A 12,757-nucleotide genomic window follows, 5' to 3' on the forward strand; every position below is an offset into this window, starting at 1 on the left:
GACAATATGAGTCTTCCGAGTTGATTGTTCCAATTGATTGATTGTATGATTTCGATAGATTCTATCTATCGAGGTCGACATGCCATTTCGCCCCAGTCATCGGCAGTTGGAATATCTGGTCATGCTTGGCGAAACCGGGCATTTCGGCGAGGCGGCCAAGAGGTGCAACGTCTCCCAGCCGACGCTTTCCGTGCAGGTTTCGCTGCTTGAAAAACAGCTTGGAGTGACACTCATCGACCGGATGCCCGGCCAGGTGATGCCGACGCCTGTTGGCGCCGAGATCATTGCGGCGGCGAAGGTCATTCTCAATGGGCTTGATGAGATCAGGGCGCTTGCCATGGGATCAAAGGCCAATCTGGGAGGAGCTATCCGGCTGGGTGTGGCGCCGTCCTTCGGGCCCTATTTCATGCCCTATCTTCTGCCGCCGCTTCACCAGACGTATCCGGAGCTCAAGGTCTATATCCGGGAAGACAGGCCCCGCCAGTTGGAGAGGGCCGTGTTGCAGGGCGAGACGGAATGCGGGCTCGGACCGCTGCCTTCCAACGAAGAAGGCCTGGTGGCGTTCCAGATATGCCGGGAGCGCATCCTGCTTGGCGTGCCCAAGGCCCATCGGCTGGCCGCATTCGATACAATTACCTCGCAGGAACTCAAGGGCGAGAAGCTGCTAACGCTCGGACCGGGGCACCGACTGATGGACGAGGTACGGCGCTTAGCGGACATGTCCGGTGCCATTCTCGCCGAAGAGTATGAAGGATCGAGTCTCGATGCTATCCGTCAGATGGTCTCCATCGAAATGGGACTGTCCCTGTTTCCCGAACTCTATGTCCGCTCCGAGTTCGGCAAGGAGGATGGGATCAAGCTTCTGACGATCGAAGACTGGCAGGGGATTCGCGACATCGGCTTCTTCTGGCGACGGTCATCAGCGCGGGGCGGTCACTTCGAGGCCCTGGCCGGTCTCGGCAGGACGGTGGCTGAACGGATATTCCGGTCCGGGGACGTCAAATGAAAATCCCCGGCAGTGCCGGGGATTTCAGATGGTTCAGGCGATGCCGCCGAGGCAGATATACTTGATCTCGGTATAGTCATCCACGCCGTATTTCGAGCCTTCGCGGCCGAGGCCCGACTGCTTGATGCCACCGAAGGGCGCTACTTCTGTGGAGATGAGGCCCGTGTTGACGCCGACCATGCCATATTCGAGCGCTTCCGCGACGCGGAACACCTTGGCGATGTCCTTCGAGTAGAAGTAGGAAGCAAGACCGAATTCGGTGGCGTTGGCCAGCTCAATCACCTCTTCTTCCGTCTCGAACTTGAAGAGCGGCGCAACCGGCCCGAAGGTCTCTTCGGTTGCGACCTTCATCGCGGTGGTGACGCCGGTCAGGATCGTCGGTTCGAAGAATAGCTCGCCGGCCGCAGACGGCTTGCCGCCGAGGGCAACCTGGGCACCCTTGGACACGGCATCCGCCACATGCTCCTTGACCTTCTCGACCGCCTTGGCGTCGATAAGCGGTCCGGTGGTAACGCCATCAGCGAAGCCATCGCCGACCTTCAACTGGCCGACCTTCTCGGCCAGCTTCGTGGCGAAGGCGTCATAGATGCCCGCCTGGACATAGAGGCGGTTGGCGCAGACACAGGTCTGGCCGGCATTGCGGTATTTCGAGATCATGGCGCCTTCGACGGCGGCATCGAGATCGGCATCGTCGAAGACGATGAAGGGCGCGTTGCCACCAAGCTCCAGGCCGAGCTTCATGATCTGATCGGCCCCCTGACGCATCAGGATGCGACCGACATTTGTCGAACCGGTGAAGGTGAGCTTGCGGACCTTGTCATTGGCGCACATTTCCTCGCCGACCATCGCCGCATCGGTGGAGGTCAGGACCGAAAAGAGACCGGCAGGCAGACCGGCGCGCTCGGCGAGAACGGCAAGAGCCAGTGCCGAGAGCGGGGTCTGGGCGGCCGGCTTCGATACCATCGCGCAGCCGACGGCAAGCGCCGGTGCCACCTTGCGGGCGAGCATGGCGTTCGGGAAGTTCCACGGCGTGATGGCTCCGACGACGCCGACGGGCTGCTTGATGACCATGATCCGCTTGTCAGCCTGGTGCCCCGGGATCGTGTCGCCATAGACACGCTTGGCTTCCTCGGCGAACCACTCGACGTAAGATGCGCCGTAGAGGATTTCGCCGCGGGCCTCCGGCCAGGGCTTGCCCATTTCCATCGTCAGGATCGTGGCCAGGTCGTCGGCATGGGCGACCATCAGATCGTTGAGCTTGCGCAGAATGGCCGCACGCTCCTTGCCGGTCTTCTTGGCCCAGGCTTTCTGGGCTGTATAGGCCGCATCTATCGCCTTCTCGACGTCTGCCTTGCTCAGATCCGGGAGCACGGCGATCACGTCGCCGGTGGCCGGATTGGTCACTTCGAAAGTCTTGCCCGACTGGCTGGCGGCCAGCCACTCATTGCCGACCAGTGACTTGTCGGTCGCCAGCGTCGGGTCCTTGAGTTTGTCCGTCAGAATGTTCGAGATGGTCATGCGTCAGGCTCCTGCTGCAACTTCGCGGATCGAGGCTTCGATCAGATCGAGTGCCTCATTGAAGACCTCGTCCTGAATGGTAATCGGGGCGAGGAAGCGGATCACGTTGCTGTAGACGCCGCATGTCAGAAGGATCAGGCCCTTCTCCAGCGCCTTCAGACGCACCGCATTGGTGAAATCCGCATTCGGCTTGTCGGTTCCCGGGATCTTGAATTCAACGGCGTTCATGAAACCAAGGCCGCGGATGTCCATGATCTGGGGAATGTCCGACCGCAGGCTTTCGAGGCGCTGCTTCAGGCGGTTGCCGAGCTGGTTGGCGCGGTCGCAGAGGTTTTCCTCTTCGATCACGTCAAGAACGGCATGAGCAGCTGCGATCGCCAACGGGTTGCCGGCATAGGTGCCGCCGAGGCCGCCGGGGCCGGGGGCATCCATCAGTTCGGCGCGGCCGGTTACGGCCGACAGCGGGAAGCCGCCGGCAAGGCTCTTGGCCATGGTCGTGAGGTCCGGAACGGCATCGTAGTGCTCCATGGCAAACATCTTGCCGGTGCGGGCAAAGCCGGTCTGGACTTCGTCGGCGACGAGGAGAATGCCGTGTTCGTCGCAGAGTTCGCGCAGGGCCTTCATCAGAGCGCGCGGAACGTCATAGAAGCCGCCTTCGCCCTGGACGGGTTCTAGGATGATGGCTGCGACGCGCTTCGGGTCGACATCGGCCTTGAACAGCTTGTCGAGCACGTCGAGCGAGGTCTCGACGTCGATGCCGTGCATTTCGAGCGGGAAGGGCACGTGGAAGACGTCGCCCATCATCGGGCCGAAGCCGACCTTGTAGGGCACGACCTTGCCGGTGAGCGCCATGCCGAGGAAGGTGCGGCCGTGGAAGCCGCCGGTAAACGCGATAACAGCCGAGCGGCCGGTGGCGCAACGGGCGATCTTGATGGCGTTTTCTACGGCTTCGGCGCCGGTTGTCGCGAAGATCGTCTTCTTCTCGAAATTGCCCGGCACGATCTTGTTGAGACGCTCGGCAAGCGCGACGTAGTTTTCGTAAGGCACGACCTGATGGCAGGTGTGGGTGAAGCGGTCGAGCTGGTTCTTCACGGCTTCGACGACCTTCGGATGGCGATGGCCGGTGTTGAGAACGGCGATGCCACCGGCGAAATCGATGTAGCGTCGGCCCTCGACATCCCAGATCTCCGAGTTCTCAGCCTTGTCGGCATAGATCTGCGTGGTCATGCCGACGCCGCGGGAAATGGCATCATTCTTGCGAGCTGAGATTTCGGCGTTCTTCATCGTTTTCGTCCTGTGCGAAGGGTTGCCAGCGGCGTTGCAGATGGCTGCAATCGCGCGGTGCTATATTTCCTACATTTTTTCTGTAGACTTGCAATATGCCTTATCGGCATTATCACGCAAGACTGCGACATTTGATGAGGGCAGCGTGGACGATATCCGGTTCAAGATTGCGGAGGCAGCGCGCATGGCGGGCGTGTCGCCGTCGACGCTTCGCCTCTGGGAAAGCCAGGACCTGATCCAGCCGATCCGGACACCGACCGGCCAGCGCGTCTATGATCGGGTGTTGGTGGATCGGCTGAAGCGGATCGCCTGGCTGCGGACGGAGAAGGGCCTTAATCCGGCGGCGATCCGCGAGACGCTGCGGGAATTTTCGTCTGATGCCGACGAGGAGAGCGTCGAAACTGAGGATGATACTTCCGATATCCGCGCAGGCACGCGAATGCGGCGTCTGCGGCGAGAGGCGGGCAAGACGCTCGAATACGTCGCCCAGGCGACGGGGGTGTCGGTATCGCAGCTCTCGACATTCGAGCGGACCTCGCAAGGACTGTCGTTTACCGCCCTGCATGAGGTTGCCCGGCATCTCGGCACGACACTCGCGTCGCTCAGCGGCCAGGAGGAGGGCAGGGGCGGCGAAAGCCTGATCCGCGATGGCAAGTGGTCGTCATGGCCAACCACCTCCTCCGGTGTGGCCGTCCAGGTTCTGGCCGAGGGTCGCAACATGATGGAGTGCAACCGCTTCCAGCTTGCCCCCGGGGCGTCGAGCGAGGGCGCCTATCAGCACGAGGGAGAAGAGTTCATCCACATGCTGTCCGGAAGCCTCGAGATTATCCTCGACGGCGACCAGTTCTTCGAACTGCATGCCGGCGACAGCTTCTATTTCGAAAGCCGCAGGCCACATTCCTGGCGGAACATTTCCAGCGGTGAGACGGTCCTCATCTGGATCAATACGCCTGCGACCTTCTGAGGTGAGGCAAAGAAAACCCGGCAACCGTTTCCAGTGCCGGGCTCTGATGTGTTTGCCGGAGGTGCTTACCTGCTGGCGACGACCGTCTTCGATCCGTCCCACGCATAGCCGCCGCCGATCGCAACGTTCAGCTGGACATAACCATTTGCCAACTGCTGAACAGCCTGGGCGAGGTTGGCCTGAGCGCTGGCGACGTTGCGCTGTGCATCGAGGACGTCGAGCAGCGAGGAGGCGCCGTCACGGTAGCTTGCGGTAGCAAGCGACAGGGCTTCCTCGTAGGAGCGCACGGTAGCCGTCAGGGCCGAGACCGTCTGACGGGTACGGCTCACGGCAACAAGCGCGTTCTCGACTTCGGAGACGGCGCTCAAGACCGTCTGCTTCCAGGCGAGATAAGCTTCGCGGGCCGCCGCTTCACGTGCCTTGATGTTGGCGCGGCGTACGCCGGCATCGAAGATCGGCAGGTTCAGGCTCGGACCGAAGCCCCATGATGTCGCGCTACCGCTCGCTGCCGATGTGGCGACCAGTGTCGGCGAAATCGAGCCGCTGAGGGTGATCGACGGATAGAGGGCTGCTTCCGCAACGCCGATTTCGGCGGTTGCTGCTGCGAGATTGCGCTCGGCTGCGCGGATGTCCGGGCGGTTGCGGATCAGGTCCGCGGGAACGCCCGCGTTCACGCCACGACGAGCGTAAGGCTGGGCTGCACCCTTCTGGAGGTCGGCAAGCAGGCTTGTTGCGGGCAGGCCGAGCAGCAGTGAAATGCGGTGGACCGACTGGCGGAAGGAGATCTCAAGGCCCGGAATTTCCGCGAGCGTCGAATTGACGAGACCTTCAGACTGGACGACGTCGAGGCGTGAAGCTGCTCCGGCCTCGAGCTGCAGGCGTGTCAGCTCCAGTGTTTCACGACGCGAGGACAGGTTCTTGCGGGCGATCGCGATCCGTTCCTGGTAGTAGCGTGCATCGACATAGGCCGAGACGACACTGGACAAGAAGGTCAGGCGGGCCACATCGGCGCCGGCATAGGCCGCATCGAGGGTTGCCTTCGCGCTTTCCTTGGAACGGCGGTACTGGCCGAAGAGATCAATCAGCCAGGAAACGCCGAGCGTGCCGCTCGTCGTGTTCGTGGTGTCGCTATCACGGGTTCTCAGCGCGCCGCTGCCGTTCGTCTTCGATACCTGATGATCGGTAGATACGTTCAGCTGGGGAAACGCTGCCGAGTCTGCCGCTTCGAAGCTGGCTTCCGCAGAGGTAATCCGCTCGATCGCCTGCAGTACATCAAGGTTCTGGGCGAGGCCGGTTTCAACCAAGCCGTTCAGACGGCGGTCGTTGAAGGCGGTCCACCAGGGAGCCAATGTCACGTCGGCCGACGCGCGGGCGCTGCCTTCGGAGAACTTGACGGGGAGGGCGGTCTGCGGCGCCTCATGGTTCGGACCGACGACACAGCCGGAAAGGAGGAGCATTGCGAGTGGTGCGGCGGCACGAATCTTGAGCATCACGTGTTCCTGTAAAAGTCCCCCGGTCTTGCCACGACGAGGTTTATCATGACCTCGAGCCAACGACCGACTTACACACGCAGGCTACCGCAGCAGCCTACGCATTAGTTGGTTAACATAGTTTGTCAATCACGACGACGACAGCGCTTCCTTCGGTTTTGCACCGCCGAAAATCTGCCGGATGATGACGAAAAACGACGGTACGAAGAAGATTCCTAGCGCCGTAGCCGTAAACATGCCGCCTAGGACGCCAATACCAATCGAATTCTGTGCTGCAGAGCCCGCACCGGTCGCGATCGCCAGCGGCACCACACCCAGAATGAAGGCGAGCGAGGTCATGATGATGGGGCGCAACCGGAGCTTTGCAGCTTCGAGTGTTGCATCAATGACACTGATTCCGGTAGCCTGGCGATCCTTCGCGAACTCCACGATCAGAATCGCGTTCTTTGCCGCTAGACCAATTGTCGTGAGCAGTCCGACCTTGAAATAGACGTCGTTGGACTGGCCGAAGACATAGGCCGCCGCGACCGCTCCCAGGACACCCACCGGCACCGCCATGATGACGGAGAACGGTATCGACCAGCTTTCATAGAGGGCTGCCAGGCAGAGGAAGACGATCAGAACCGAGAGCGCGTAGAGCATGGGGGCCTGCGAACCGGACAGGCGCTCCTGGTAGGAGATGCCCTGCCAGGCTACGGTATAACCACCACCCAGATCGGCGGTCAGCTGTTCCATCGTCTCCATGGCCGTGCCGGAGCTCACGCCGCCGCCTGCTGCACCTTCCATCGAGATGGCGCCGACGCCGTTAAATCTGCTGAGCGTCGGTGCGCCGCTGATCCACTGCGTCCTGATGAAGGACGAGAAGGGAACCATCTCGCCGTTGGCATTCCGGGCATGCCAGTCGTTGATCGCGGTTTCCTGCATGCGGTAAGGCGCGTCGCCCTGAACATAGACAGGCTTCAGTTCGCCGTTCAGGGTGAAGTCGTTGACGTCACGGCCCGCAAAGATGGTCGACAGCATGCTGTTGACGGCTGCGATGTCGAGGCCCATGGCGCCCATTTTTTCCTGGTCTAGCAGAAGCTTCAACTGGGTTTCAGCCGGCGGGTTGTTCGAGCGCAGCGAGCTCACGTTCGGATTGGAGCTGCCCACCTGCATCAATTGCTGAGATGCGGCCGTCAGTGCTTCGGTGCCTCTATTGCCGCTGTCGACCAGATACATGGAGAAGCCACTCGACGTGCCGAGACCGGGGATCGCAGGCGGCGCCAGTGGGAAGACCATAGCGTCACGAAGCGTGAAGAAATAGCCCATGGCGCGCTGTACGACGGCAGGCGCGGCAAGCTGTGGGTCTTCGCGCAGTTCGAAGTCCTTAAGCTTGGCAAAGACCAGCGCGTAGTTCTGGCCGGCACCGACAAAGGAGAAGCCGGAGACGGAGAAGACGTCTTGGATCGCGTCCTTTTCCTTATCGAGATAGTAGTCCTCGATCTTCTTGATGATCTCTTCGGTGCGCGTGACAGTTGCGCCGTTCGGCAGCTGGACGATCGTCATCAGCACGCCCTGATCCTCTTCCGGGAGGAAGGAGGAAGGCAGGCGCAGGAAGAACCAGCTCATGCCAGCGATCACGATCGCGAACATCAGCATGACCCGAAGCGGACGCTTGAGAAGATAGCCGATCGACGAGACATAACCGCCGGTCGCGCGATCGAAGTTACGGTTGAACCAGCCACCAAGACCGCCCTTCGGCTTGTGGTGGTCGACCGGCTTCAACATCGTCGCGCAGAGCGCCGGGGTTAGAACAAGAGCAACGACAGCAGAAAGCAGCATCGCCGAGACGATGGTCACGGAGAACTGGCGGTATATGATGCCGGTCGAGCCGCCGAAGAAGGCCATCGGAATGAAGACGGCCGTCAGGACGAGGGCGATGCCGACGATTGCGCCGGTGATCTCGCCCATGGACTTCTGGGTTGCCTCGAGCGGAGACAGTCCTTCCTCGGACATGATGCGCTCGACGTTTTCAACCACGACGATCGCGTCATCGACAAGCAGACCGATCGCCAGAACCATGGCGAACATGGTCAGCGTGTTGATCGAGTAGCCCGTCAACGCGAGGATGCCGAAGGTACCGAGAAGAACGACGGGCACCGCAATCATAGGAATGATGGTGGCGCGCAGGTTCTGAAGGAAGACGAGCAGGACCACGAAGACCAACACAATGGCTTCGAGCAGGGTGTGAACGACCTTTTCGATCGACAGCTGCACGAAGGGCGTGGTGTCGTAGGGGTAGGTGATCACCACGTTTTCCGGCAGCGATGGTGCGATTGTTGCAAGCTGCGACTTCACGCGTTCTGCCGTATCCAGTGCATTGGCACCGGTCGCCAGATTGATGGCGAAGCCGGTCGCCGGATTGCGGTTGGAGCGGGTCTTGGTGGCGTAGCTTTCCTGGCCGACCTCGATGCGCGCGACATCGCTCAGTCGCACGGTGGCGCCGTCTGTCTCGGTCTTCAGGATGATGGATTCGAAGTCGGATACGGACTGCAGCTGGCTTTGAGCGGTCACGGTGACCGTCAGCTGCTGACCCGCCGGCGCCGGCTGGCTGCCGAGGGCACCAACGGAAACCTGCGTGTTCTGCGCCTGGATGGCGGAGGTTACGTCCGTCGGTGTCAGCTGGAACTTGTTGAGTTTGAACGGGTCTAGCCAGACGCGCATGGCGTAGCCGGTACCGAACACTTCAAGGCTTCCCACGCCTTCCAGACGCTTTATCTGATCCTCGATCTGCGAGGAGAAAATGTCGCCAAGCTCGACATTGCTGCGGGCGCCATCCGTGGACACCAGTGCGCCGACGAGCAGGATGCTCGAGGTCGAGCGCGTTACCGAGATGCCGGCCGACTGGACGATATCCGGCAGTTGCGACTGGACGAGCTGCAGCTTGTTCTGGACCTGAACCTGGGCAATTTCGGGATCGATCGAGTTGCCGAAGGTCAGCGATACGGAGGCCGAGCCGGTGCTCGACGATGACGTCATATACGTCAGGTCATCAAGGCCGGTCATGCCGTCTTCGATGATCGATGTGACTGACTTCTCCACCGTCTCCGCGCTTGCGCCATTATAGCTTGCCGATATCTGCACGGTTGTCGGTGCAATTTCCGGGTACTGCGAAATCGACAGCGTCGAAATCGCGAGCGCGCCGCCGAGCATGATGATGATCGCGATCACCCATGCGAAAATCGGGCGTCGAATGAAATATTGGGCCATGGATTATCCTCTACGCCTCGATTGCCTTGTCTGCCGCACAATCAGGGTTGTGCGGCAGGGGCGGCAGCCGGCGCCGCAGTTTCCTGGACGATCCCGTTCTCATCAATCTGTGCTGCGACCGGCTGGACGGGGGCGCCGTCGCCAATCCATTGGAAGCCGTCGACGATGAGCTTGTCGCCATCATTGATGCCGCTGGCCACGAGCCAGTTGTTGCCGGAAACCTGCGCTTCGTCGAAGATCCGGGTCTCGACCGTGTTCTCTGCCGTGACGAATTTTGCCGAAAGCTCTCCATTGGCGCTGCGCGTGGCTGCCCGCTGGGGGATCAGGAAGCCGTCTTCCGTGCCGACGGTCACCGTGGCGCGGACGTACATGCCTGGCAGGATAAGGCCATCGGGATTGTCAAACACAGCACGGATCGAATAGGTACCGGTCGTCTGACTGACCGCCATTTCCGACATGTCGAGCTTTCCGACAACTGGGTATTCGTGGCCGTCCTCAAGCGTCAGCCGGATTTCGGATGCGCCGTTTTCGTTGCGGTTGATGCGACCCTCGGTGATGGCCTCGCGCAGACGAAGAAGATTGACGCTCGATTCCGTCAGGTCGATGTAGATCGGATCAAGACGGCGCAGGGTCATAAGGCTGTCGGTCTGGTTTGCGGTGACGACGTTGCCGACCGAGTAGCGCGACGCAGTGGTCACGCCTTCGAAGGGGGCGCGAATTTCTGTGAGAGCGAGTTCGATCTCGGCGGAGCGCAGCGCTGCGTTTGCCTGAGCGACATCTGCCTCAGCCTGCAGAAGCGTCACACGGGCGTTTTCGAGTTCCACCTGGGTGGCGCCGCTGCCGACCAGCCGTTCCTGACGCGCAAGGTTGGATTGGGCCGTCGGCACGCCGGCTTCAGCCTTCTGCAGACTGGCCTGGGCCTGGGCCTGGGCGGCGCGGTACGTGTCGTCTTCGATCTTGTAGAGCAGATCGCCCGGCTGAACTTCGCTGCCTTCCTTGAAGGCAATTTCCTTGATGATGCCGCTCACGCGTGGGCGGATTTCTGCGGTCTGGAAGGCGGCTGCGCGTCCCGGCAGGGTACTTGTCAGCGGTTGCAGTTCCTTCTTCATCACCACAACGCTCACGGCTGCAGGTGGCCGTTCGCCGCCAGCCCCTGCGGCGCCGCCGTTGTCAGCCGTTCCCTGATCGGAGCAACCCGCCAGGACGGCGGTGCAAACGAGAATGGCGGAGGCAAGTCTGAAGCTTGGGCGCATCAAGGAATCCCACTGAGAAAGGTCACAGAACATTACAAGTCATGGACCAGCGCCGCTGAAATCAGGCACTGGCGAGACGGCGAGAAAGTGCGCATCCAAGGGAGGCGGTTCTCTTCAGTCGAAGTGACGTAAATGAACAATCGTCACTTTGCAAGTGGTGACCGCAGTGCAGTATCGATCAGGGCGACGACTTCCCGACAACGTGTTGCCATTATGCCAGCCTTCTCCATTCCCGTCATGACAGGGTGGATGACGCAGGCCAGTGCATCGAAGGATGTGTTTGCCAATCGCGGCACGTCGCCTGCATGGTAGACGCCTTCCCGAATGCCGGCATGGATGATTTCCGCGATCATGCCGACGACGATCTCGCGGTACCGATCGCCGCAATCGAGTTCCTCTGTGATCGTCACGAGGATCATCTCGAACACGAAGGGTGCATCCTTCTGCTCGGAGAGGTGCTCCTGCATGAGATGGTGGGCGAGGGCGTAAAGCCGTTCGGGGGCGGGCTTGTCGCTGGCCAGAGACTTCAATGCATGGAGCGTCTGCTCGATCGCGCGGGTGGCAATCGCATCAACAAGGCTCGTCTTGGTTCGAAAATGCTTGAAGACATTGGCCGGCGACATCGACAGTTCGGCCGCAATGTCTGCAATCGTGACGCTGGCATAGCCATGGGTCCGGAAAAGCTTCTCGGCGGTGTTCAGGATCTCTTCGCGCGTCTCCTCAGCGGGTCTGCGCGGACGACGCACGGGAACGCCGGCACCCTTGTCGGGGCAGCATGCGCCAGATCGTGCGCGAGGGTCCTGATCCATGGGGCCACCTTTCTCAGGGGAAGTACGATGCCAGATTCTGGCGGATACGGGCGAAGGGGCTTTCGCCTGTGTCATCAGGCTGGAACGGCAGCCCCGTGATCGCTTCGAATGCCCTAATATAGACCTTCGATGTCTCCTCGACCAGTGATGCCGGGATTTCCGGAATGGCATCGACATAGGGATCGCAACGTTCGGCAACCCAGGCGCGGACGAAATCCTTGTCGAAACTCTGCGGGCGCTCTCCCTTTTCAAAGCTCGCCTGGTAACTGTCGGCAATCCAGTAGCGGCTGCTGTCAGGGGTGTGGATTTCATCGGCGAGGATGATCGTGCCGTTTTCGTCCGTGCCGAATTCATATTTGGTGTCGACGAGGATCAGGCCGCGCTCGGCGGCAAGCTTCTGGCCACGGGCGAACAGTGCCAATGCATAGGTTGACAGCGTTTCCCACTGCTCGGCCGTCAAAAGCTTCTTCTCGACGATCTCGTCGGGCGTCAGCGGTTCGTCGTGGCCACCGTCGAATTCCTTGCTGGTCGGCGTGATGATCGGGGTCGGGAGCTTTTCGTTGTCGCGCATGCCGTCTGGCAGGCTGATCCCGTACATCTCACGCTCGCCCTTCTTATAAAGAGTGAGGATCGATGTCCCGGTGGTACCGGCGAGGTAGCCACGGACCACGATCTCGACCGGCAGGATCTCCAGGCGCTTTCCGATCACCACGTTGGGGTCGGGATAGGAGATGACATGGTTCGGGCAGATGTCGCTGGTCTTTTCGAACCAGTAGCGTGCCGTCTGGGTCAGAACCTGGCCCTTATAGGGAATGCAGGTGAGGATCCTGTCGAAGGCGCTCAGACGATCGGTCGAGATGATGATGCGGCTGCCGTTTGGAAGGTCGTAGTTCTCACGCACCTTGCCGCGATAGTAGTTCGGCAGTTCCGGATAGTGGGCTTCGGAAAGGATGCGCATGGATGTCCTCGATGTCTCGTCGGCTGTGGCAAGTTTGACGGTGTGCCCGTTGTCCCGCGGTACCCGAAAGAGGCGGCGGTTTCAAAGAAAAAGCGCATGAGGCTTGCCCATGCGCTTTCTATGTCAAAGGTGGTCAGACGGCTGCGCGATGCAGGCGACCGTTGAAGAGGCCGTTGTCCGTCGCCTGCCGAAGCGACTTGGCGGCGGCGAGCACGGCAAGGTCGAC

10 protein-coding genes (1 of these 10 running past the window's edge) are annotated in these 12,757 nt (G+C 60.8%); 2 read left to right on the forward strand and 8 right to left on the reverse strand.

What is annotated here, in order from left to right:
- The first annotated feature begins 79 nt into the window (after positions 1-79).
- Positions 80-1,006, forward strand: a complete 927-nt coding sequence (locus BSY240_RS17025) for a hydrogen peroxide-inducible genes activator (RefSeq protein ID WP_054148627.1) — start codon at positions 80-82, stop codon at positions 1,004-1,006.
- A 33-nt stretch (positions 1,007-1,039) separates the two neighbouring features.
- Here BSY240_RS17025 and BSY240_RS17030 read toward each other — a convergent pair whose 3' ends face one another.
- Both BSY240_RS17030 and BSY240_RS17035 read right to left on the reverse strand, forming a co-directional pair.
- Positions 1,040-2,524 carry an NAD-dependent succinate-semialdehyde dehydrogenase gene (locus tag BSY240_RS17030; protein ID WP_069043086.1) on the reverse strand — a complete coding sequence of 495 codons (1,485 nt, stop codon included), beginning with the start codon at positions 2,522-2,524 and terminating at the stop codon, positions 1,040-1,042.
- 3 nt (positions 2,525-2,527) lie between these two features.
- Positions 2,528-3,808, reverse strand: a complete 1,281-nt coding sequence (locus tag BSY240_RS17035; protein ID WP_054148629.1) for a 4-aminobutyrate--2-oxoglutarate transaminase — start codon at positions 3,806-3,808, stop codon at positions 2,528-2,530.
- 184 nt (positions 3,809-3,992) lie between these two features.
- Here BSY240_RS17035 and BSY240_RS17040 point away from each other — a divergent pair, with 184 nt between their 5' ends.
- Complete coding sequence (locus BSY240_RS17040) at positions 3,993-4,772, forward strand: cupin domain-containing protein (protein WP_069044023.1); 780 nt, start codon at positions 3,993-3,995, stop codon at positions 4,770-4,772.
- Positions 4,773-4,837: 65 nt separating this feature from the next.
- Here the strand turns inward: BSY240_RS17040 and BSY240_RS17045 are convergent, their stop codons facing one another.
- The 6 genes from BSY240_RS17045 to BSY240_RS17070 all read right to left on the reverse strand — a co-directional run.
- On the reverse strand, positions 4,838-6,262 hold the full coding sequence (locus BSY240_RS17045) for an efflux transporter outer membrane subunit (protein ID WP_069043087.1): 1,425 nt from the start codon (positions 6,260-6,262) through the stop codon (positions 4,838-4,840).
- A 129-nt stretch (positions 6,263-6,391) separates the two neighbouring features.
- Entirely contained in the window at positions 6,392-9,511 is a 3,120-nt protein-coding gene (locus tag BSY240_RS17050) for an efflux RND transporter permease subunit (RefSeq protein ID WP_069043088.1), read from the reverse strand.
- A 41-nt stretch (positions 9,512-9,552) separates the two neighbouring features.
- Positions 9,553-10,764, reverse strand: a complete 1,212-nt coding sequence (locus BSY240_RS17055; protein ID WP_150127488.1) for an efflux RND transporter periplasmic adaptor subunit — start codon at positions 10,762-10,764, stop codon at positions 9,553-9,555.
- A 143-nt stretch (positions 10,765-10,907) separates the two neighbouring features.
- Positions 10,908-11,573 carry a TetR/AcrR family transcriptional regulator gene (locus BSY240_RS17060; protein WP_083229653.1) on the reverse strand — a complete coding sequence of 222 codons (666 nt, stop codon included), beginning with the start codon at positions 11,571-11,573 and terminating at the stop codon, positions 10,908-10,910.
- 13 nt (positions 11,574-11,586) lie between these two features.
- Complete coding sequence (locus BSY240_RS17065) at positions 11,587-12,531, reverse strand: phosphoribosylaminoimidazolesuccinocarboxamide synthase (RefSeq protein WP_069043089.1); 945 nt, start codon at positions 12,529-12,531, stop codon at positions 11,587-11,589.
- 133 nt (positions 12,532-12,664) lie between these two features.
- A protein-coding gene (locus BSY240_RS17070; protein ID WP_069043090.1) for an energy-coupling factor ABC transporter permease crosses the window boundary here: on the reverse strand, positions 12,665-12,757 show its final stretch. It continues 591 nt past the right edge of the window; only the last 93 of its 684 coding nucleotides appear in the window; its start codon lies off the right edge, out of view; its stop codon occupies positions 12,665-12,667.

The sequence above is a fragment of the Agrobacterium sp. RAC06 genome (assembly GCF_001713475.1).
GTDB lineage: Bacteria > Pseudomonadota > Alphaproteobacteria > Rhizobiales > Rhizobiaceae > Allorhizobium.